This is a genomic window from Klebsiella sp. P1CD1 (assembly GCF_003790505.1).
GTDB lineage: Bacteria > Pseudomonadota > Gammaproteobacteria > Enterobacterales > Enterobacteriaceae > Klebsiella > Klebsiella variicola.
Map to the genome: position 1 here is coordinate 3,610,258 of NZ_CP033631.1, position 20,121 is coordinate 3,630,378.

Annotated in this window: 26 protein-coding genes and 1 riboswitch; of the genes, 8 read left to right on the forward strand and 18 right to left on the reverse strand. The window is 48.9% G+C overall.

The window, feature by feature from the left end:
* Window positions 1-328: 328 nt before the first annotated feature.
* The 13 genes from DTA24_RS18025 to DTA24_RS18090 form a co-directional block, all read right to left on the reverse strand.
* Complete coding sequence (locus tag DTA24_RS18025) at window positions 329-931, reverse strand: hypothetical protein (protein ID WP_123836998.1); 603 nt, start codon at window positions 929-931, stop codon at window positions 329-331.
* 16 nt (window positions 932-947) lie between these two features.
* A complete protein-coding gene (locus DTA24_RS18030) occupies window positions 948-1,979 on the reverse strand; it encodes a DUF968 domain-containing protein (RefSeq protein ID WP_123836999.1) in 1,032 nt (343 codons plus the stop codon).
* A 199-nt stretch (window positions 1,980-2,178) separates the two neighbouring features.
* Entirely contained in the window at window positions 2,179-2,571 is a 393-nt protein-coding gene (locus DTA24_RS18040; RefSeq protein ID WP_080848173.1) for a DNA-binding protein, read from the reverse strand.
* Window positions 2,572-2,611: 40 nt separating this feature from the next.
* Entirely contained in the window at window positions 2,612-2,902 is a 291-nt protein-coding gene (locus DTA24_RS18045; RefSeq protein ID WP_077253554.1) for a hypothetical protein, read from the reverse strand.
* An 11-nt stretch (window positions 2,903-2,913) separates the two neighbouring features.
* Window positions 2,914-3,147 (reverse strand): DinI family protein, encoded by a 234-nt coding sequence (locus tag DTA24_RS18050; RefSeq protein WP_123837001.1) that lies wholly within the window; start codon window positions 3,145-3,147, stop codon window positions 2,914-2,916.
* Between the two features lie 401 nt (window positions 3,148-3,548).
* The gene (locus DTA24_RS18055) at window positions 3,549-3,845 is read right to left on the reverse strand and encodes a hypothetical protein (protein ID WP_123837002.1); all 297 of its coding nucleotides are present in this window, start codon (window positions 3,843-3,845) and stop codon (window positions 3,549-3,551) included.
* Between the two features lie 68 nt (window positions 3,846-3,913).
* Window positions 3,914-5,245: a voltage-gated chloride channel family protein gene (locus tag DTA24_RS18060; protein ID WP_123837003.1), complete on the reverse strand. Its 1,332-nt coding sequence runs from the start codon at window positions 5,243-5,245 to the stop codon at window positions 3,914-3,916.
* 87 nt (window positions 5,246-5,332) lie between these two features.
* Window positions 5,333-5,394, reverse strand: a riboswitch (Fluoride riboswitch).
* 185 nt (window positions 5,395-5,579) lie between these two features.
* A complete protein-coding gene (gene leuE / locus DTA24_RS18065; protein WP_032209718.1) occupies window positions 5,580-6,224 on the reverse strand; it encodes a leucine efflux protein LeuE in 645 nt (214 codons plus the stop codon).
* Window positions 6,225-6,389: 165 nt separating this feature from the next.
* A complete protein-coding gene (locus tag DTA24_RS18070; protein ID WP_123837004.1) occupies window positions 6,390-6,884 on the reverse strand; it encodes a GNAT family N-acetyltransferase in 495 nt (164 codons plus the stop codon).
* Between the two features lie 319 nt (window positions 6,885-7,203).
* Window positions 7,204-8,646: a glycoside hydrolase family 1 protein gene (locus DTA24_RS18075; protein ID WP_227540379.1), complete on the reverse strand. Its 1,443-nt coding sequence runs from the start codon at window positions 8,644-8,646 to the stop codon at window positions 7,204-7,206.
* A gap of 14 nt (window positions 8,647-8,660) precedes the next feature.
* Window positions 8,661-9,998 carry a PTS transporter subunit EIIC gene (locus tag DTA24_RS18080; protein ID WP_123837006.1) on the reverse strand — a complete coding sequence of 446 codons (1,338 nt, stop codon included), beginning with the start codon at window positions 9,996-9,998 and terminating at the stop codon, window positions 8,661-8,663.
* Between the two features lie 101 nt (window positions 9,999-10,099).
* Complete coding sequence (locus tag DTA24_RS18085; RefSeq protein WP_123837007.1) at window positions 10,100-10,846, reverse strand: MurR/RpiR family transcriptional regulator; 747 nt, start codon at window positions 10,844-10,846, stop codon at window positions 10,100-10,102.
* The gene (locus DTA24_RS18090; protein ID WP_123837008.1) at window positions 10,827-11,792 is read right to left on the reverse strand and encodes a C4-dicarboxylate transporter; all 966 of its coding nucleotides are present in this window, start codon (window positions 11,790-11,792) and stop codon (window positions 10,827-10,829) included. Before DTA24_RS18090 ends, DTA24_RS18085 begins: the two co-directional genes overlap by 20 nt.
* A gap of 53 nt (window positions 11,793-11,845) precedes the next feature.
* Between DTA24_RS18090 and DTA24_RS18095 the strand changes: the two genes are divergently transcribed.
* Entirely contained in the window at window positions 11,846-13,348 is a 1,503-nt protein-coding gene (locus tag DTA24_RS18095; RefSeq protein ID WP_123837009.1) for a PLP-dependent aminotransferase family protein, read from the forward strand.
* A gap of 196 nt (window positions 13,349-13,544) precedes the next feature.
* On the opposite strand, the gene DTA24_RS18100 is transcribed toward DTA24_RS18095, so the two are convergent.
* Genes DTA24_RS18100 through DTA24_RS18120 form a run of 5 tightly spaced genes read right to left on the reverse strand, consistent with a single transcriptional unit; the run spans window position 13,545 to window position 16,263 of the window.
* Entirely contained in the window at window positions 13,545-13,985 is a 441-nt protein-coding gene (locus DTA24_RS18100; protein ID WP_123837010.1) for a PerC family transcriptional regulator, read from the reverse strand.
* A 13-nt stretch (window positions 13,986-13,998) separates the two neighbouring features.
* Entirely contained in the window at window positions 13,999-14,544 is a 546-nt protein-coding gene (locus tag DTA24_RS18105) for a replication protein P (protein WP_227540380.1), read from the reverse strand.
* Window positions 14,456-15,439, reverse strand: a complete 984-nt coding sequence (locus DTA24_RS28905) for a DnaT-like ssDNA-binding domain-containing protein (protein WP_123837011.1) — start codon at window positions 15,437-15,439, stop codon at window positions 14,456-14,458. The genes DTA24_RS18105 and DTA24_RS28905 overlap by 89 nt, the downstream gene beginning before the upstream one ends.
* Window positions 15,440-15,490: 51 nt before the next feature.
* The gene (locus tag DTA24_RS18115; protein ID WP_123837012.1) at window positions 15,491-16,045 is read right to left on the reverse strand and encodes a toxin YdaT family protein; all 555 of its coding nucleotides are present in this window, start codon (window positions 16,043-16,045) and stop codon (window positions 15,491-15,493) included.
* Window positions 16,046-16,047: 2 nt separating this feature from the next.
* A complete protein-coding gene (locus DTA24_RS18120) occupies window positions 16,048-16,263 on the reverse strand; it encodes a transcriptional regulator (RefSeq protein ID WP_012542199.1) in 216 nt (71 codons plus the stop codon).
* Between the two features lie 101 nt (window positions 16,264-16,364).
* On the opposite strand from DTA24_RS18120, the gene DTA24_RS18125 reads away from it, so the two are divergent.
* From DTA24_RS18125 to DTA24_RS18155, 7 genes are all read left to right on the forward strand, one after another.
* Window positions 16,365-16,754 (forward strand): helix-turn-helix domain-containing protein, encoded by a 390-nt coding sequence (locus DTA24_RS18125; protein WP_012542200.1) that lies wholly within the window; start codon window positions 16,365-16,367, stop codon window positions 16,752-16,754.
* Window positions 16,755-17,053: 299 nt separating this feature from the next.
* Entirely contained in the window at window positions 17,054-17,176 is a 123-nt protein-coding gene (locus DTA24_RS28960; protein WP_016529975.1) for a hypothetical protein, read from the forward strand.
* A 420-nt stretch (window positions 17,177-17,596) separates the two neighbouring features.
* A complete protein-coding gene (locus DTA24_RS18135) occupies window positions 17,597-17,791 on the forward strand; it encodes a DUF1482 family protein (RefSeq protein ID WP_123837013.1) in 195 nt (64 codons plus the stop codon).
* A gap of 42 nt (window positions 17,792-17,833) precedes the next feature.
* Window positions 17,834-18,178, forward strand: coding sequence for an Rrf2 family transcriptional regulator (locus tag DTA24_RS18140; RefSeq protein ID WP_014228879.1), 345 nt, complete (start codon window positions 17,834-17,836; stop codon window positions 18,176-18,178).
* A 262-nt stretch (window positions 18,179-18,440) separates the two neighbouring features.
* Window positions 18,441-18,683, forward strand: coding sequence for a 3'-5' exonuclease (locus tag DTA24_RS18145; protein WP_264756984.1), 243 nt, complete (start codon window positions 18,441-18,443; stop codon window positions 18,681-18,683).
* Between the two features lie 52 nt (window positions 18,684-18,735).
* On the forward strand, window positions 18,736-18,981 hold the full coding sequence (locus DTA24_RS18150; RefSeq protein ID WP_012542206.1) for an excisionase: 246 nt from the start codon (window positions 18,736-18,738) through the stop codon (window positions 18,979-18,981).
* A complete protein-coding gene (locus DTA24_RS18155; protein ID WP_123837014.1) occupies window positions 18,962-20,089 on the forward strand; it encodes a site-specific integrase in 1,128 nt (375 codons plus the stop codon). The genes DTA24_RS18150 and DTA24_RS18155 overlap by 20 nt, the downstream gene beginning before the upstream one ends.
* The last annotated feature ends 32 nt before the right edge of the window (window positions 20,090-20,121 follow it).

The following is a 20,121-nucleotide window of genomic DNA, read 5'->3' on the forward strand; positions in this document are numbered from 1 at the left end:
TTATCCCCCCTTTTTTTTAACTCATTATGAGTCATGAACAAGGGGGATGAAAGCATCGGCTGCTGAAGAAAGCTCAGTTTCCTAGGACACCACGCAAAAGAGCCAAAATACTGACATTCGGCGATATGACAGGGGTACTGATGCAATGCATCTCGCGAATACCCCTGTCGTATCGCCGGAAAGCAAAAACCCCGCAAGTGCGGGGTCTTCGTTATATTCAGATTGTCGCTTTTGCCGCTGCCGAGTGGCGCAGCTCTGCCAAGCATGAATGCATTATCTGATTTTCTGGCCCGTTTTCAATACCAAAAAGGGGGGATAGCACTTTTTGTTAATTCACATGAATCGCCTTATGAACAGCCAGGAAAGCTTTTGCTCTGAATATTTCAAGGCACCAGCGCACTCTTTTCCGGGCCTCACTGTCTGTTAGCCATGGCGCCACCAGCTGTATTTCCCGTGTTATGTCTGAGATTTTTTTACGGGTGGTGTAATAGTTAACGCCAACGAGATAAACCGGATCACCCGTTTCAAATATCGCCAGTACACATCGTTCAACAAATTCAACATCATCCTCAGTGATCGCAGCGTCAATGGCGACCGTTGCAGGCTTCGGCCACAAAATGGCATGTGCCCTGCTTAATGCCTGCCGCCCGCGATACCCTTCACTTCTTGCCTGCTCAATTGCTGCCGTAAAGCGTTCTAATGCTTTATCTGACCAGTGATCACCCTTCATGCCTCGCCAGCATGAATGTCCTGATGGTTTACGTGGGGCAGCATTTCCTCTCATCCCTTCCCCCCAAACAGTAAGCAGAGATTTTATCCAGGCGGACTGAATGCCATTAAGGGGAGTGAATCGCCCCAGCCAGCTTTTGCGCGGGGCGGCGGCCACTGTTTCTAATCCTGCACGGTGCAGACGGCGTTGACGTGGTGTCATTCTGTTCTTCTCCTTACTACGCCAGAACGCCGAGCGCGTATGCCCGGTCCAGCAATTTAATAATCAATACCGGCTGGGTGCCGTATTCACGCTCAAAAGCGGCAGGGTCATGGTGCAAAGCACGGTGGTGCTTGCGGCATAATGGGATCGTAAAAATATCGTGGGCCTTGGTGCCTACGCCGCCCTGCCCCCAGCCAATAAGATGGTGTGCATCATCTGCAGGCTGCCCGCAGCACATGCACGGCTGTTTTTTAACCCATGAGATAAAGTCAGCTGATAACCATCGGCTCCGCTTAGGTCTCGCGAATAGTGTCGCCGGAGCAACAGGATCGACGTTCACAGGAACCAGAGGTTTGCCCGGCGTTGTTTTTGCCGTTGGCTTGATTGCTTTTTCGAGACGGGGAGAAAGAATGCTGGTGGCCGGTACCGACGGAACAATCTCACTCTCCCTGTAAACCGATTTAATTCCATCGTCTTTAATACGCAGGGATCGGCGCGCCATTTCTTCTGTAATTTCATCGCCAATCCCGGCGCCTACCGCCCACCAGCATAGCTCCGCCAGTGACAATGAGCGCTGAGCGTCCAGACCAAGCGCGATGCGGGCAGTGTCGATTACCCAGTCAGCGTTATTAACACCTACCAGTTGATCGAGGGTTTGTTCCGTTTGGTTTTTCAGCTCATTATCACAGTGCCAGCATGCGATTATTACACCCGTCGAATGGCGAAACGGGACGAGCTCATGGTGATGGTAATCGGAATGTGTCCACTGACAGTTTTTAACCTGCCTACGCAACCATGACTCGAGGGCACTAACCCCACCAGCTGCAGTGATAACTGCCTTCTTCATGAAAAAAGGTCTGATCCCCATATCATCCCGCAATGGCTGCCGGGTATCAGGAAGACGACCACTGGGTATCTTTTTCATGCTTGCCGGCGGTATTTCAACAAGAACTCGGCCGGCACCGAATAACGGCATTAATTCACTACCCGGCTTAAGCAGCACAATTCCAAGATGGCGTGCAATATCCACGTTAAGCAAAGCTCTCATCAGTCCCTCCACATCTTCTGTATGTAGGTCCTGTCAATCCGTGGCGGCTTCTTCGATTCCGGCAACAACACGCGGATCTCCCACGATGCAAAGTCTCTGGATAAGCTCTTCTCAGCCACACAGTTATTTTTACGGTATCGCTCCACCAGCTCTGTAGCCTCAGCCTCTGAAAGCTGCTCGTGTAAAAACCAACTTTTCTTCATGGCTGATCACCAAACAGTCGCAAAAACTCAATCGCTCTTTCCCGCGCTCCGGGTTCTTCAGCGATCATTTCCTGCAGCAGCTGCACGGCGAGCATAGGCTCCTTTCGCCCGACGATTGAAATTCCTCTGGAGACACGGCGAGAGAGTTTTATAAAATTTTTTCTCTCTAACGCACGCAGATGCAACAGGACAGCATTAGACGAGCTAACGCCGAGCATATCGGCCAGCTCAGATAGCGTAGGTGGGTAGCCATGCTGATTGATGTAGGCCACCAGCAGATCGAAAACTTCCTGCTGTCGAAAAGTTAGTTTTGAAGACGAAAGCAAACTGGCGCTCGATGAAGGAGCACCAGTCTGATGGGATTTTGATACTTCGGGGGTTTGCGTCATGGTTTCTCTCCGCGACGCAGCAGGTATAGGTTGTTCAGGCCTATGACGGGAGTGTAACAGAACCAGGCGGAAACTGGTAACCAACTCCAGACTTAGCCTTTTCAATCATCTGTGAAAAGAGAGAGAGAGTCCCCACGATCTCATCCGGCTGCAGAGGCATAAACGAAACAGTATCGCCGCGCCGGTACATCAAAGCGCGCTCGCATACAGGAAAAGATGTCAGACGGGCAACGATCACACCATCGTCGCATCTGATAATTGCATAGCCGGTGTTCGGCATTTCTTGTTTTTTACCCACAGCAAAATCCTCAAAATAAACCAGGTAAGCCACTGGGCCTCAACTTAACAGAACCAGTCATCAGCGCTTTCCCAGGTATCCTGAAGGATTTCTTCGATACGTTTTTTATCTCCGTCCATTCCACCAAGCACGGTTAACCCATCAGAGCTGGCCCGGCGAATCACAAGTCGGCAGTTATTAAAGTTTTGATCCAATCGCCGCAGTAGCTCCTTCTTCAGAGCAGGCACAGCGCTATCCGGCAATTTTTTTTGGCGATCAATTGTGATTTCCACTTTCATAACTAGCTCCTCACGCAAATACTGTATAAATAAACAGTATACTTGTTAGGTAAAATGTTCAAGCTTTTAATGCCACTTTTCGCTAACCCATGCTCATGTTTAGATTGATCTTTTCTCCACAAAGGACGAAATCCGCTATCACAGGGATACGGTCATTTTTGTGGTGATCAACACCTTTGATAAGAAACGTTGCTGCCTCTGGCCGCTCCAGATTCCGCTCTTGGCACAGAGCGGACAAGCTAACTGAGCCAAAGGTCCGCTGTGAGCGAATAGCGGACATTCATGATATTTGTCCGTGTCTGCAAGTAATGGGCTAATCCCAGCCCATTACTTGCACGAAGTTGCCTTTGAACCCATGGTGATTCAGAGCTATCCGAGCTATAAAAACAGATGTATATCATTCATGGTAATACTTCTTCAGAAATGATGGTATGTTCCTCAGGCATTGAGATGATGCAGCTTAATCCTTCGAGATGCTCTTCATAATCAGCGATGAATTTTTTTAATTCAGTTACATGTCCAATCAGTTCAAGGCATTCCGGGTGAACACCTGCTTTAATTTCATGGTGGGAATAGCTTATTTTCATCCCGACAAGATACCCTGCACTTACGTTGTGGATGATAGCCTGAGGTACTCCCTCTGCCCAGGCCTGACGCAGCAGATAATGGCTCAATGGAGGAGCGGTGAGTTTTTTCATAAATCCCGATGCTTTTACCCTGGTGCCTGACGGGATATAGATTCGTAGCGTCGATAGCGTTTCCCTCTTCACTTATTCACCTCTGCCGAACAGGTTTCGCTGCTTTTCGATTTCCGGGGCTTTACATTGTTTGCCAACCAGTCAGGGACATCAGCAAGTTTAATATGCTCTGGCACGAAGCCATGTTTCAGGCAGGCTACGCGCTGGGAACGATAAATGCCGGTATAACCCGATATCAGCCAGGCAACAGCACAGGCCAGTGCAGCATAAACGCCCATCTCAGAGCCAAATAGCTCAATCGCCATCAGTGTTGAAGCCACAGGGGTATTCGCAGCTCCGGCAAAGACGGCCACAAAGCCAATCCCTGCCAGAAAACTGACCGGTAAATGCAACACAGGAGCCAGCGCGTTACCCAGTGTGGCCCCAATATAAAAGAGCGGAGTGACTTCCCCACCTTTAAAACCTGCGCCCAGAGAAGTGACCGTAAATACCAGTTTTCCCAAGAAATCCCATGGAGCCAGATGCTGATGAAAGGCGTCAACGATAACGGGAATACCCAGACCGATATAGCGATCAGCACCCAGGCAAAAGACCGACACCGCCACTACCAGTCCGCCAATAAACGGTCTCAGTGGCGCATAATGGATAGTATTCTTCATGAAACTGCCGATGGCATGTGTTGCGCTGGCAAAAGCCCTGGCAGTCAGACCAAAGAGCCCACCGGCGATGATGACAGCAATCAGTGCCCAAGCAGACATATGAGGAATAAACGAGACTGAGTAATGAGTATGATGTACTCCCCATAATAACCCAGTTTGATCGGCCACAATGGCAGCGAAAATACACGGTATTAATGCGTTGTAATTCATCCGCCCTACGGCCAGAACCTCAAGCCCAAAAATGGCGCCCGCGAGAGGGGTGCCGAATACTGATGAGAAACCGGCACTGATACCGGCCATCAGGACAATGCGTCGGGTATCCGGCGTCAGGCCAAACATACGAGTAAACTGATCGGCTATTGAGGCACCCATCTGTACTGCGGTCCCTTCGCGCCCAACCGAAGCACCAAAGAGATGCGAAACAACAGTGCCGATAAATACCAGCGGGGCCATGCGCAGACGGATAATTTTTTGGGGATCATGAATTTCATCGAGCACCAGGTTATTCCCGCCTTCTACTGAACTTCCGTAGCGCAGATAAACCCATCCCACGGCAAATCCTGCAACGGGAAGCAGCCAGATAAGCCAATGGTGTCTGAGCCGGGTCGCCGTAGCCCAGTCAAGGGAAAACAGAAAGAACGCAGAAGCTGTGCCGATCAGCACGGCAATCAGGAAAGCAAGGCCAAGCCATTGCGCAAGATAACTGATTGAATTATTGAGTAGGAAGTGATTTGAGCGCATTAAAGCATCCTCAGATGGTTAATCATCCCGGACACACAACGCTGCATGGCAGATAAAACAATAAGCCTGCATCTTCCCGGTCCGGGAATAAATGCAGGCATCATTAGCCACATGGCGGTTCAAGGGGGAATGCCATCCCCTATGGGGTTATCTTAGCACAGAAATCGATTCAGCAGAAAAATTCACACCCATTGTTGACCCCATGTATTAATGTCCGTTTTTGGCACTAAGCGGACTAGGTAACTGAGCTGAAGGTCTGCTGCGAGCGAAGAGCGGCCGTCCCATCCAGCGTAAGAACGTAAAAAAACCGCCGTGAGGCGGTTTAGCTGTCTTGTTAGGAAGTTGCGCTTGCGAGTCGCGCTGCAAATCCGATGAAGAACATACCTACTAGCGCGTTTCCAATGGTTGATAACCTACGGTTGCCTTTCAGACGGCTGAGCAGATAAGAACCGCAGAAAACGAGGAAGCCGAAATAAACGAGAGTAATTGCGAACATTACTGCAGCAAGAATGATAAACGCCATCCAGGAGTGTTCAGCCTGAACATTGATGAACTGGGCGAAGAAAGAGATATAGAACAGCAGCGTCTTTGGATTCAATAGAGTAACCAGCATTCCGCGCCCGATGATTCCCCTGGCATCTGCTGAAGATTTCTTTTCCTCACTCGTGTCGACAGCTGGCTTAAAAATAGCGCGTATCGTCTGGGCACCGAGATAGAAAAGGTAGGCAGCACCTGCGTATTTGATGGCGTTAAACAAGGCAGGGGTTGAGCTTATGACCGCAGCCAGCCCACACCATGCCAGCAGAACCAGAAGTACGTCACTCATGAGAATGGAAAAGATTGCAGCAAAGCCTCGTTTGATGCCGCTCGTAATGCTTGTTTTAATCACGAACATGGTCTCCGGGCCAGGAGCAAGGACTATCAGTGTCGCACCAAGCAGATACGTCCAGAAATTCACGATACCAAAATCAGCAAACATTTTTACTCCAGCTCTCTCGTTTTCATCGAGGCTATTCTAACGTAACCAGAGTTAATGAAAACACATCACGTCTGCTTTCTATTCAGCTAATGTCCGCCTATGGCACGCAGCGGACTAGCTCAATGGGCAGAAGGTTCGCTCTGAGCTAGAAGCGGACATAGATCGCTACGAGTCGCGTCTCATCAGAAATTCGTCATGAAACTCCCCATCAACGCATAGCGCAGCAGTATCAGTCGCCCACTCGGTGAACCCGAAGGAGCGATAAAGCGCATATGCAGCCTGGTTGGTTGTAACTACTGACAGTTTTATTGTTTTGGCTGAACTGGCGGCTTCCAGCGCCGTATCCATGAGCCTGGCTGCAAGCCCGGAACCTCTCTTCTCGGCACGAACATACATCCCCCAGATATTCGCAACATGACTCAGCTTTGGTAAGGGGTTTCTGTTCACGCCAATCATGCCCTGCAAGGTGTTATGGACATCAAAACCGCCGAAGACATGACTGGTTCGTAGTTGTTCGGCAAAGAACTGCAGTGGTTTCTGGCTGCATTCTTCATAAGATGCGCCAAAGGCCTCAGGGTGAAGCCGCAAAGCCTCCAGCCTCAATTTCCTGAAATCGTCCAGATCTCTCTCACATATGCGCCGTACTGTAAATGCTTCCACCTATGACTCCCTGCAGTCCCAGATTTATCGTGTCAGAACATGATTAATCTAGCATAAGAGTACATATTCAACTTCCGCTGTTGGCACGAAACGGAAGCGCCTGATGAACCGAGGGGGCCGCTGTGAGCGAGGAGCGGACCTTTGCGAATAAATCAATCAAACTCAACAAAAAGGGCAAATATATCCGGCGCACTGGCAACAAGCCCCCTCCACACAGCCCCCGAGTCAAACATACCGATACACGTAGGTGATGCACCAGGATAAAGGTAAAACAGGACTGCATCAGGATCTGTCAAATCCTCTGCGCAGCCCTGAGACATTATTCCTCGAGTGATTTACCGTTGGTGGCAATGAGTTTCTGATACCAGTAGTAGCTTTTCTTGCAGAAACGTTTGCCGTCACCATGCCCCAGATCGTCAAGATTGACGTAAACCAGGCCATAACGTTTTGACATCTGGTTCGAGGAACAGCTGATGATGTCAATCGGAGACCACATGTAATAGCCCAGCACCTCCACGCCATCGGCAATGGCTTCACCGACAGAGCGGATATGGTCCCTGAAGAAGGCTATACGGTAATCATCATCTACGCTCTCGTTAACCAGCTCATCAAAGCAGCCAATACCGTTCTCGGTGATCATGATGGGCTTTTGCCAGCGATCCCAGAAGAAGTTCAGCACATAGCGAAGCCCTACCGGGTCAATTGCCCAGCCCCAGGGGGTCTGCGATAAAAGCGGATTACGCTTGTTATTCCCCTTGAACTGGTGCGCAATCTCAGCATTGCTCACATAGGTGGTGTAATAAGAAAAAGTCATAAAATCTGCCGTATTATTCAGAAGAGCTTTATCTTCATCCGTAATATTGAGAACAATATTTTTCTCTCTGAAGAACCGTTTGATATAGCCAGGGTACTCACCCCGCAAAAGCACATCAGCGAAGTAGACTTCATACTGGTTTTTCTGCCATGTAGCGAAGTTGTCTTCCGGGCTTGTCGTTTCGGGATAAGAGAAATCGGTATACAGCATCATGCCGATCTTAATATCACCGTCCAGGGATGCGGCATATTTTTTTACCATCGCCGATGCCACCAGTTCATGGTGAACGCCCTGATATTTATCCTGCTCCAGATAGATGCCCTCATCTTCGAAAATACCCAGATGATTAAAGGACTCATAGCGTATGAGGTTTATCTGGTTAAAAGGGATCCAGTACTTAACGCGATCGTGATAGCGATCGAGGCAGGTACGGGCAAAGTTAAAATAAAAATCGATTAACTGACGGTTCTTCCAGCCATTATATTTTAGCGCGAGGTTCAGCGGCATCTCATAATGGGCGAGCGTTATCATCGGCTCCATTCCATTTTTGATAATTTCGTCTATCAGCTCATCGTAAAATTTCAGGCCCGCTTCGTTAGGTGACGTGTTATCCCCGTCAGGAAAAATACGCGCCCAGCTGATTGAGGTACGGAAGGTCTTCAGACCGGCGGCCTTGAGCAGCGCCAGATCTTCACGGAAAGTGTGATAAAAATCGATACCCGTTCTTTTAGGAAACACGCCGTCTTTATCGTCCTTTGCCTGAACAGCATAGTCCCGGGTGAGCTCGATATTATACATCTTGCGCATGTCTTCATTGAAAACATATTCATTGATATCGGCAACGCTGATACCTTTACCATCAAGATCCCAGGCTCCCTCAGCCTGGTTTGCCGCGATAGCGCCGCCCCAGAGGAAGTTCTCAGGAAAATTCAGTGTTTCGTTACTCATGTTCTCTCCCATTTTTAAGACCGGCTCTTGTAACCAAAAATAACCGGTAAAACTGCGCCAGTAATTAAAGTGGCGAATAGACCCACGCTGTAGATCAGCATGTTACTTGCGGTCGGGATGGAAAGCAGACTCGCAAAAACAAGGTTATTAATCGTGATGTTATAGCCACCCACAATTCCTCCGCCGACCGCACCGGCAATAATGATGTAATAAATCGTGCGGCGGTTAGGGATGATGAGGCCGTATAAGATAGGCTCAGTCACACCGCTGATTAATGAAGGGAAGAAGGCACTGCTGGCAAGTTGTCGTGTGCCTGCATCACGAGTTCTGATGAGGATCCCCAGAGCCACGCCCATCTGAGCAATGGCTGACATACCGCCAATGGCATAGATAGGGTCACCGCCATGGGCAATGTTTGAAAAGACTACCGGAATAATGGCCCAGTGCAGCCCGAACAGAACGATAAAGGAATAGGCTGCCCCGATGATCATCCCGGCCACAAGACTGTTCACACCAATGATGTAAACGATGGCTGATGCCAGATAATCGCCAAGGTACTTGCCGAAGGGGCCAAGTAAAAACATGGTGAGCGGAACCACTATTACGACGCATAACAACGGCACCATAAACAGCTGTACTGAATCCCACAGCCTGGCCTTCAGGAAGCGCTCCAGCGCGGCAGCAACCGGTACGGCAAAGAATACCGGGAATATGCTGTAGCCGTATTCCATAACCACAAGCGGCAGGCCGATGATATTCAGCGTCTGCCCTGCCAGACTGGTAAATTCGGGATACAGTAATGACGCGCCGATTATCGCGCCTGTCAGCTCATTGGATTTAAGCTTCCTGGCGATGGTAAAACCAAGCAGCACTGGCATGAAATAAAACGGCACATTAGCGATAAATGACAGCAGGGTTAGCGTACTGTTTCCCGTCAGAGAAGGCAGGCTCAGTAACAACGTGGTGAAGGCACGCAGCAGACCTGCGGCGGCAAGAATACCGATCAAAGGCAGGAAGCTGCCTGAAATGAATGCAAAGATACGGCTGATGAAGGATTCCCGGTTTGCTGCCGTCCCGGAAGAAGACGGCGCGCTGTTCTGATCACCGGTTTCAAGCACACCATGCAGGGCACTGTATACTGCCCCTACCTTGTTGCCGATAATGAGCTGGCACTGTCCGCTGGCCTGAACCACTGAGAGGACCAGCGGGTTCGCATTAAGGGCATCCTTGTTAATCTTGTCATAATCGAAGAGATTAAAACGTAAGCGCGTAGCGCAGTGGTAATAATCCTTAATATTTTCACGGCCACCTAAATTGTCAATGATAGACAATATCTGCTGTTGTTCAGACATTTGCGGGACTCTCTTGATGTAGGGTATAACCTGAAAATATCCGTGAACAGGCTGTAAATCAAAAAGTATCATTTTCCTGTTTTGGAAAATAACTTTGCGAGCTAAATCACATTCTGTACGATATTAAAAACAATACTTTCAAGGTATTTATGCGAAAAATAGTTTGCGTATAACATTTGAGGGTAATTGTTAAGTTCAATGGAATGGACTGGTTTGTTATTCAGGATGGTTGGCACGCTTCCTGAAATAAGGCATAGTTGCGACTTTTCAGACACGTTATTTATATACTGGCATGAGTTTATCCATTGTCCTGTCAGGGTAAGAATAAAAACGCAGTCCACCTGTCGCAGAATGGTTTTGATTAGTTCGTTGTTTGAACGCTCGACCAGATAAACCTTCCGATTGCTGCTGCTGATGCTTTCCCTCATGACATTTGCAATATTGAAAAGGAATGAGTTAGACAGAATAATGACAGAGCGACTGTTATTAATGACCTCTGCCATTTTTCTGCACTCTTCATAAGGTATATATTTATATATTTCTTCGATGACCTCTTTTTCGGTCATTCCTTTTATACCTTGATGCGTCAACCGATAGGGAGCTATGTCATTTTTTAATTCCTGGAACGAGCCGTATCCCAGTTCCCTGACGAATTTGGTGATGCTCGAAGGCGTCGTATTACAGTACGACGCCAGCTCTTCGATATTCACATACGGAAATTCTTCGATTTTAGCAATTACCGCCATCGCAATGGTGGTAAAGACGTTTCGCTTACCGGCATAAAAAAGATATTCAGATACTCTCACATAAAGAGGACTGTAAAATACGCTATCCGGAGTGTTTTGCATGCTTGCCCCAACAGAAAGTTAACAGTGATTGGCTGACGGTCATAACAATAATGGAGCATACTACAAAGGTCGCGAATGTCAGTGCCGCCAGTGCAAGCGTATGGTTCAGTGTGGTCATGGTTGCCGCGTCAACCCTTATAAGGGCAGATGCCAGTGCCGTTGACGGGAAGGTAAAACCCCACCAGATCCGCCCAAACGTATCCGGGATCATTCTTCGCCACAGGCTGATGAGCACAATGGCAAAGAAGAGTGCGGTCCAGGCCATGAATTCAATCACGTCATTCATACCGCCATAAATACAGTACAGTCCGACGGCGATGACCGCAGGCGCTGAAACCATAATAGCCAGGCCGGGCATGGCCTTCTGCGGGGTAACAGGACGAACAAACACGATGCGCCAGAGGATAAGCGGCATAAAAAGCGCCCAGCAGAGCAGGGCTGAAAACAGCAGCATCTTACTCAGGCCCGGAAACCCCAAATCCACGCCCGCAAAGGCAGGAGACGCATTACCCACCATCGGGATAAGCCATACCGGACTGATTTCATGCGTATCAAGCTGATCGATAAGCCAGCGGCGGAACGTACATGTCAGGAAAAAAATTTGTGCGCTGACGGCCGCTACCCATAACACCTTCGCCAGCAGAATACTGTATGGCAGCAGCCCCATTGCGAGCAGAAAACCTGAGATCGTGGCCGCACAAAAAAAATTCTTACTGGCGCGCGAGTGCCATTCTGCAAGGATAATCTGACGGCAAAAAACCAGCCGCAGAAGTTGGATACCGGTCAGTACTAAAAATACCGCTAATCCTGTCGCAAGGAAGACTTCACCAGGCAACGCGGACACGCCGTAGGTTTTTGCTGCGGCCCGCCATACCAGGCCCAGGCCGGTTATCCCCATTACCGAGGAATAGAGATCGAAGCTAACAGTTCTAAGTTTTTCGGACACCGTTCATCTCACTTTTAATTTCCGGGCAAATTTACTGCGCCGCGGACAGAAGAATGCTAAATTTCCGCTATATTGGTCCTGTACCATCACTGTTTAAAGGTCCAATTTACGAAAATAATTGGACCACAGGGGTTTGCGTGATTGACATTCATCTCAGCCGTAGCGCGACGGCTCTTCCGCTTTACCATCAGATTGAGCAGCAGATCAGCTGGCAGATCATCAAAGGCCGGCTGAATTATGGCGAGTACCTTCCCCCTTCCCGGGAGCTGGCCCGTCAGCTGAGGGTATCCCGTGGAAGCGTTGTCCGGGCTTATGAAGCGCTTTGCGTGAAAGAGTACTGTCACAGCCATACGGGAAGAGGAACGATGGTGATTTACCGGGAAAAGCCGGATGCGTCACCGCCAGATCCGGCTACGTCTATTCCATCCCCGATTCCCCACGCGATAGATAAATTTCTTCCCGGGGGCTTATCCCTGCTTCCCAGCCATGCCAGCACGGCCCATCTTCCAGTCAGTGAGTTCCGGCAGGCTTTCAACCGCGTGCTGCGTTATCCTGACCGGCTTAATCATTTCGGCGAGAGCGCAGGGAACCTGGAGTTACGTCAGCTTATCTGCGACCAGATCCTCCCTTCCCGAGGGATCTCAGCCAGTCCCCAGGAAGTGCTGATTGTGCCCGGTTCACAGTACGGAAGCCTGCTTCTTGCCATGACTGTACGGCAGGAGAGAACATGTTTTCATTTTGGCGAACCGGGCTATCTGGAATTTGCCCGTAATTTTTCGCGTTTCGGCTACGAGCTGCAGTCATACAGGATGGATCCTGAGGGGATCGATATTTCTGGCTTCCGACCGTCTTCAAAGGACATTCTTTATCTGATGCCGGAGCATCATTTTCCACAGTGCATCACGCTGTCAGATGCCAGACGAAGCGAGATAATTCATCTGGCCTGTCAGAAAAAGGTGCTTCTACTGGAAGATGATTACGACAGTGAATTTTACTTCGACAAGGTTCCGCGTCCCGCACTTCGTTCAACAGCAGCAGCGGCGCAGGTGGTTTATATGGGCACCTTTTCCAAGGTACTGTTTAATAACGTCCGGCTCGGATATCTGGTTGCAGACACCCGCCTCGTACAACAGATGGCAGCCCTGCACTGGAGTCTGTCTCGTGGTACAAGCGGCCTGCTGCAGCAATGGGTTGCTGAATTGCTGAAAAGCGGAACTTACGCACGACATTTGCGAAGGATGCGTATGGTATACCGGCATAAACGAGACGATATGGTCGCCCTGGTACGGAAATTCCTGCCGGACGCGCAATTCAGTGTTCCATCTGGAGGGTTACAGCTTTATATAAGATTCAGCCAACCCGGGAAAAGCCAAAGGATTGCTGACTGGCTTTCCAGGAATAATATTCAGATTGCTGATATAGAAAACTACGCGTCAGAAACTAACGCTACGTCCGATTTTATCGTGATAGGGTTTGCCAATACTGATGTGAATGAATGTAAAGCGGTTTTTGAAAGGCTTTACCAGATGCTGTATTCAGGCTCCGACAGGTTATGATTTCTAGCGCTCACTTTCTGTCTTAAAACCATGGAATGATAGGCTTGTAATCTGGGGCTACTGACTGGAAGTCAAAGGCATACCAAAGGTCCGTTAATGGCACTCAGCGGACATCTCAGCTTTGCCTCACCCCGGAATAATTAAACTTAGCTTTGACATCCCGTACCAGCTGCTGTTGATTCTATTTTGGGCATAATCAGCACCTCGCCGCATTGCGCAGGCAGCGGTTACGCATTTTGGCAAGCAACCAGAGTTCGTTTGCTGTTGTAGTCATCCCAAGCATCGATGTGTAAACAGTCGCAGCCCGGCGCCACAGCTTTTTGTCTTCCAGCGTCTTCGCCAGGGACAGTGCGTTTTGGACTTTTTTCACATCCTCTTCAGATAATGGTGTTGCAGTCTGCGGTAGGGCAACATCGGGAACCTCAACGCCTGCAACCACTCGATAGACATACTGGTAGCCGTTATGGGTACGATGGAGTTTTCCCGCGGCATGGAGCTGCCGCAGCAAGTTACCTGCTGTACTGGCTTGCAAGTCGAGCGCATCGCAGACATCCTGCAGGACGCATTCTGGCGTCCGGCTAACGATGGCAAGCACTATCTGTGCTTTGGTTACTTTGGTTTTTGATTGTTTGGTCATGGTCAAAACTCGTTTACTTGGTTAAACCTGCCGCCTTGCGGCGTTTGTACTCTTCCATCAGAATCTGTGCTGGCGTCGGTCCAGCTGGATGTCTCGGTGCTGCCAACTGCTGACGAATTGGCGGAATCGAAAACCCGTTAGCCAGGTGCTTGGTCCATTTCGTGAGTAAGTTTTCTGCCAGTTTTTTCAGCTCTCCCTCCGTCAGGTTCCTCTCAACTCCGGTTCTGCGCATCTCAATGCAAATGTGATAGAGAACATCCTGTTTCCATGGGTATTTATCGCTGCCCGAGTATCGGTAAGACTCATTCCTCCAGCGCTTGTATTCCGCCATTACAGCTTCGGATGTCAGATTGAACGGGTTAGCGCCGCTGGCTGATACCAGAGCAACAAACTCAGCAAGATCCGGCGGCCATGTGTTTCCTGCTGCACAGCGCTCCATACACTGCCTGCAGACCATGGTGATCTGGGCATCACTCATCGATCCAATCTGGGCAATCCACATATCCGAGGGCGCCGCCCCGTTCTTCTGGGTCCACCGGTTCGAAAATATTTCCCCCATGACTGTCCATAGCCGCCATGCCGTATCCGCCGCCAGCAAGTCCGTTCTGTTTTTCCCAGCGTTCTCTGGCTGCCTGAATTTCCTGAACTGCCCGGGATGCGGTGTTAACTGGTTGAATTCCTGCATGGTCTTTACCTCCGGTTGCTGGTTGTGGTTTGGATTTGGCTCTGGCATTTATCACGCTGCGGGCAAATTTCTGCTCCCACTGAACCTGAGTGAATACTTTCCCCTCGGATTTCCAGTACGCGGTGAACTCTGCCAGCTCTGTCGGCAGGTATGCCGGTTCGGGAAGCGCTATACCCCAGGTAGCAGCCAGTCGCGGCCAGTCCTGTGACGGCAGCCAAAGGTCGTGCATGGCGAATTTCCCGATCGGAATATCCACTCCAGGCAGATACTGAGGTTGCTGGGGAAAATTTCTCTCCTGCGCATAGAGAGTGGGGTTTGATCCTTTTCCCTTCCCTTCCCTTCCTTTTCCGTCAGTGAGTCCTCCATGAGGATTCACTGAGTCCTCACTGAGCCCTCCTTGATTAGGAGCTCTCTTTTCTTCCTTTCCTGCCTTAGACTCAGTGAATTCCGGCGGAAGAGGTATTTTTGAGGCCGAAGGCCTGTTTATTTTTTGATGCTTAAGGAAACCTTTAATCTGCAAATAGCAGACATCATTCACTGAATACTCAGTGAGTAATCCATGAGTAATCAGTTCCTGTATTAGTGGTTCGCAATCGAGCGCGTCCGCAGGGAAGATTTGCATCTTCAACCGTTTTGGCGAACGCTCAAGGCATCCCATATCGTTGGCGAAGTTGAACAACCCGATAAACAGGAGACGCGCTGGAATTGAACATTCCACCACCTTCTCATCTGTCCAGAATTCAGGTTTAACTGTTCTGATGCGGGCCATCTGAAACCTCTTATTAACCAGCTGGTGCTGGTGGTCATTGTCAAAACTCGATTAGAAAAACTGCGGCGCTACGGCGCTGATGCTCGCCAGTAGTGGTCCCGCCGCATCTGCAGGGAGCATGTTAAAAAGTGCAATTGCAGCTTCCCGTATTTCACGCTCTAGTTTCTGCAGAGGTGCGCCAAGTAACTTGGCCTGGTGCGCTTCGCTGCATTCTTTGATTGCATTGGCCACCAGCTCGGTTTCAGTTAAGCCATGTTTTAGGCCATGTTTGCGCGCGATCTCTATCGGCATTGCATCAGCGATCGCCGCCGAAAGCTGGATGACATAACTGGTGTACTTCTCTGAACCGCCCTCGTTTTTCAGGTAGCGATACAGATTTTGTTTATTGACGCTGATACCGCGCCCGTTTTGTTTCTCCCACTGTTCGGCCACCAGCTGCGCGACGTGGTCTTGCGCACGCCCAGGTAATGAGGACTCCCATTCCTGAACGGCGGCCAAAATGGCTCGGCATTTCTTGCCGTCACGCCGACGGGGCAAATACTGATTTTCCGTTTTCAGTTGCATACTCATCACCGGAGTATGATTTTCAAAAGAGGTGGTTCGCATGGTCACTCCTTAGGTATTCCATCCGTTGGATTCGGATATAGATCAGGACGTAATTCATGAGGCGTAACGCCCGTTGCATTAAAAACCTGTAAAACTCGCGATGAAGGCACAATACCTTTTGTTTTCCACTGACTTACTGCCATGCCGCTTACTCCAAGCGTTGATGCTAATTTATTGGCTGAGCCAGCTACTCGAATTGCGTTATCAAGGGCTGTCATATCTATCTCCTCGTTAAGTTAGGCATAATAAAGCATAGGTTTATATTCAATGCAAATTTTTAATTTATTGTGGCTATAAACTAAACCTTTACAATGGGCTTATGAAAAACACTGAAGAACTCAACAACCAACTGATTGCTCGTTTGGAAGAAATTACTCAAAGAGGGATCAGCAAGGCGGATATGGCTCGCATTGCTGGAGTTACACCTCAAGCGGTGAATGGGTGGTTTAAGAAAGGAGTAATCAGTAAAAAGTCCGCAATTGCCCTCGCGGAAGCTGCCAATGTGTCTGTAACTTGGTTGCTTGGAGAGAAAGTATCTGAAGATTCAGGCCTCAAGCCAAATGAGAGCAAAATGTTACGTCTGTTTAGGCAGTTACCTGAGGCAGAACAAGAGAGAATGATCGATACTTTTGAAGTCCGCCTAAAAGAAATCGATGATTATGTTGAGAAATATCTCCGTGGTCGATTTAAGGCTAGCGACACTAACTAACATCTCTGATCTCACCCCATGAAACCGGCAAATGCCGGTTTTTTTTTGCCTGCCGCGCAGCCTCAATCAATCCAACAGCTCCCCTGTCTCGATTAAAGCAAAAGTTTGCATCTACATAAATCCAATATTGACATCAAACATAAACCAATGCTTTAATCATTCCATCGCAGCAAGTCATCGAGGCAGGAAGCCCACGAAGTAGCTGCCGGCGGCATACGAAACACCGGATGAGATGACAGCAATATCAATCGCAGCAGGTTCAATGTTCGGCTGCCCGGCCTTAAGGGAAGGAAATAAGTATGGATAAAGCATACGAAGACTATTTTGAAAACCTCTCTGAAGGTGAAGAGGCACTGAGTTTCAGCGAGTTTACCGCGGCACTTTCAGGTAAGCCGGCAGACTGCGCCTCTTCTGAAATGTAATGGAAATCCTGCGCGCTTCGTGGTGGTGAATTGCAGGGTGAAAAAGCTCAATCGTGAAGATCAGCGTCACGACACCACCGACGAAGCGCGTCAAAGTAGTGAAAATAAAAAATCAGGGTTTGCAATGCGGTGAATGCGGCTATGCGCACGCGACACAGTTAAAAAAGTAAACATGGCGGTTATTCACACGTTGTGGGGAAAAAGTTGTCGGCGGTAGTTGTTAACTGGCTGCCGTCACCGGGAGGCACCCGGCGCCGCATTGCAAAACCACATCCTAATACTGAGTTAACTGGAGATAACTATGAAGGATTTTGCCCGAGTACCTACCGGGAACCAGGCGACCCGCCTGAACTGGTTCGAGGTGAGACTACGCCAGCTGTGTTACTTACTGGCGCAGAAAGGAAACCCTGAGGCTGAGGCATGAATACCCTGTTTGTCCTTGTCATCAGCGTATGTGCTCTCACTGGTGAATGCTCTGATGTTCTGATCGGTGTTTATCCATCAGAGGCCAGTTGCAACAGCAACGCCGATGAACAAAAAGTACTGGGCCAGTGCCTCCCCTACCGAAATGCACAAAAGATGGCTGTCGACCAACAGCCTGCACTGAGTTTTTGAATCGAGTTTTGACCAATGGCCGTTACGGCCGGAGAAGTGATTATGGAATTTGGAATGAAACGCGTTCTGGCATCTGTCCAGGCCGCAGCCACTTTGAATAAGCTCTATGACGGCTCGCCCGTTTCACTGACGGCCATCAGTAAAGAGTCAAAGCTGTCTACTTCATACCTTGAGCAGATCTTCAAAAAGCTGCGGGCGGGTAACCTGGTAATTTCACAGCGTGGCCCAGGTGGTGGTTATAGCCCCCGCGGCGATGACATCACCGTTACAGAAGTGATCACTGCGGTATCTAAACTGCCAGCCCATAAAACTTTTGAGCCTATCCTGCGAGCGCTTGACGACGTTCGCGTATCACAGCTGCTGCGGGGTGATTCGCCAGCCCCATAAAGCACAAAACCCGCGCAAGGCGGGTTAAGTACCCGGTCAGCCGACCAAAGCTTTCCGGAATCGAGTTTTGACCAATGACCACCACCAGGGCGGCTGCCATCAGCTGCCGGGTATCTTACAATCCAAAGGAGCCCAAACGCAATGAACAACTACCCGTATCTCATTAAAGCTAAGGCAAAAGCAAACGAAGCGAAAAGTCTCTTCCGCTGGTTCTCTACTAAATCCGATTCTCGCGCCGAGCGCAAAATTCGATAACTCTATTATGCGTTCTTCTTACGATTGCATTGCTGAAGATTATCCGTGGGAATACTGGAACGATCGGGACGTGCGAACAATGGTAGAGCTCGGTCAGGCCATTAGCTTCGGCCCCAAAACAACGATCCCGTTTGAAGGCGATCGTCACAATGCCCTCGCTGATGCTATTCATAAGGCCCGCTATGTATCAGCAATCTGGCAGCGAATAATTGCGAGCAATCAGGTACTCCAAAAATTGATACAAAACTGATTTTTTATTTTCAGATGCTGGCCCAGCAATGGGCCATAATGAGGTAAAACATATGCTCCAGATGTTAACCCTTGAAGAGTGGGCAAACGAGAAATACAGAAGCAATCCTCCAAGTGTTTCCACTCTCAGGAATTATGCTAAACAGAATATGTTTTCTCCCCCAGCCAAAAAAGAAGGTCGATTCTGGCGCGTCAGGGAGGATGCTGAGTTGGTTGGTACATTGACCACTCCCGTAGTAAAGAAAAGCGACCCTGTTCTTTTGCAGAGGATTTTGAACGATGGCTGCCAGACCACGTAAAAATAATATATCTATTCCAAATTTATACCCGCTCTTCAGTAGAAAGGTTAATAAAGTATACTGGCGTTATAAGCACCCGATAACTGGTAAGTTTCATAGTCTAGGAACAGACGAAGCAGAGGCCACAGCAATAGCTATTGAAGCAAATAAAAGACTGGCGGAACAACAAACCCGCCAGATAATGGCAATCACTGACAGAATTTCCACCAGCTCAGGAAAATCAATATCAACTAACACCTGGCTTGAACGTTACTGGAAGATTCAGCAGGAAAGATTAAGGTCCGGAGATATTAAAGAAAACACTATCAAGCAAAAAGCAAAACCAGTATCTCTGCTTAAGGAACGGGTAGGAATGAAATTAATATTCGCTGTCAATGTTCGAGATGTTGCGCAAATTCTTGATGAATATTTAGCAGAGGGACAACCCAGAATGGCTCAGGTCATTCGCTCTGTCCTAATAGATGTTTTTAAAGAAGCTCAGCATGCGGGAGAAGTACCTCCTGGTTATAACCCTGCACTAGCAACTAAACAACCTCGTAGAAAGATCACTCGCCAGCGCCTAACTCTTGAGGAATGGCAAAAGATTTTTGATATAGCCGATGAAAATCACAAATACATGGGGAACGCCATGCTTTTAGCCATAGTAACAGGACAACGACTAGGTGATATATCCCGTATGAAATTCTCGGACATCTGGGACGATCATCTACACGTTGAGCAAGAGAAAACCGGAAGCAAAATCGCGATACCATTAGCTCTGCGTTGCAACGCAATCAACTGGAGCCTCCGAGATGTAATCAGTCGTTGCCGGGATTATGCAGTAAGCCCTTATTTGGTTCATTTCTTTAGAACCACCTCACAGGCTGAGCGAGGAGCGCAGGTGAAACCCAGAACACTGACCATGAATTTCAGCAAGGCAAGAGACAGTGCAGATATTGACTGGGGACAAGGTACACCGGCAACTTTCCATGAACAAAGATCGCTTTCCGAGCGGTTATATAAAGCCCAGGGTATAAACACGAAAGATTTACTTGGACACAAAACTCAACAACAAACGGATAGGTACCATGATGATCGAGGTAAGGGGTGGACAAAGGTGGCCTTATGAGGTTTTTCGGGAGGGGTTTTGATAACTTGTTT

Coding starts and splice junctions, on each gene's coding strand:
- DTA24_RS18025 (WP_123836998.1), bottom strand. CDS start 931: ATGACACCACGTCAACGCCGTCTGCACCGTGCAGGATTAGAAACAGTG.
- DTA24_RS18030 (WP_123836999.1), bottom strand. CDS start 1,979: ATGAGAGCTTTGCTTAACGTGGATATTGCACGCCATCTTGGAATTGTG.
- DTA24_RS18040 (WP_080848173.1), bottom strand. CDS start 2,571: ATGACGCAAACCCCCGAAGTATCAAAATCCCATCAGACTGGTGCTCCT.
- DTA24_RS18050 (WP_123837001.1), bottom strand. CDS start 3,147: ATGAAAGTGGAAATCACAATTGATCGCCAAAAAAAATTGCCGGATAGC.
- DTA24_RS18055 (WP_123837002.1), bottom strand. CDS start 3,845: ATGAAAAAACTCACCGCTCCTCCATTGAGCCATTATCTGCTGCGTCAG.
- DTA24_RS18060 (WP_123837003.1), bottom strand. CDS start 5,245: ATGCGCTCAAATCACTTCCTACTCAATAATTCAATCAGTTATCTTGCG.
- leuE (WP_032209718.1), bottom strand. CDS start 6,224: ATGTTTGCTGATTTTGGTATCGTGAATTTCTGGACGTATCTGCTTGGT.
- DTA24_RS18075 (WP_227540379.1), bottom strand. CDS start 8,646: ATGAGTAACGAAACACTGAATTTTCCTGAGAACTTCCTCTGGGGCGGC.
- DTA24_RS18080 (WP_123837006.1), bottom strand. CDS start 9,998: ATGTCTGAACAACAGCAGATATTGTCTATCATTGACAATTTAGGTGGC.
- DTA24_RS18085 (WP_123837007.1), bottom strand. CDS start 10,846: ATGCAAAACACTCCGGATAGCGTATTTTACAGTCCTCTTTATGTGAGA.
- DTA24_RS18095 (WP_123837009.1), top strand. CDS start 11,846: ATGCTAAATTTCCGCTATATTGGTCCTGTACCATCACTGTTTAAAGGT.
- DTA24_RS18100 (WP_123837010.1), bottom strand. CDS start 13,985: ATGACCAAACAATCAAAAACCAAAGTAACCAAAGCACAGATAGTGCTT.
- DTA24_RS18105 (WP_227540380.1), bottom strand. CDS start 14,544: ATGGGGGAAATATTTTCGAACCGGTGGACCCAGAAGAACGGGGCGGCG.
- DTA24_RS28905 (WP_123837011.1), bottom strand. CDS start 15,439: ATGGCCCGCATCAGAACAGTTAAACCTGAATTCTGGACAGATGAGAAG.
- DTA24_RS18115 (WP_123837012.1), bottom strand. CDS start 16,045: ATGCGAACCACCTCTTTTGAAAATCATACTCCGGTGATGAGTATGCAA.
- DTA24_RS18120 (WP_012542199.1), bottom strand. CDS start 16,263: ATGACAGCCCTTGATAACGCAATTCGAGTAGCTGGCTCAGCCAATAAA.
- DTA24_RS18125 (WP_012542200.1), top strand. CDS start 16,365: ATGAAAAACACTGAAGAACTCAACAACCAACTGATTGCTCGTTTGGAA.
- DTA24_RS28960 (WP_016529975.1), top strand. CDS start 17,054: ATGGATAAAGCATACGAAGACTATTTTGAAAACCTCTCTGAAGGTGAA.
- DTA24_RS18135 (WP_123837013.1), top strand. CDS start 17,597: ATGAATACCCTGTTTGTCCTTGTCATCAGCGTATGTGCTCTCACTGGT.
- DTA24_RS18140 (WP_014228879.1), top strand. CDS start 17,834: ATGGAATTTGGAATGAAACGCGTTCTGGCATCTGTCCAGGCCGCAGCC.
- DTA24_RS18145 (WP_264756984.1), top strand. CDS start 18,441: ATGCGTTCTTCTTACGATTGCATTGCTGAAGATTATCCGTGGGAATAC.
- DTA24_RS18150 (WP_012542206.1), top strand. CDS start 18,736: ATGCTCCAGATGTTAACCCTTGAAGAGTGGGCAAACGAGAAATACAGA.
- DTA24_RS18155 (WP_123837014.1), top strand. CDS start 18,962: ATGGCTGCCAGACCACGTAAAAATAATATATCTATTCCAAATTTATAC.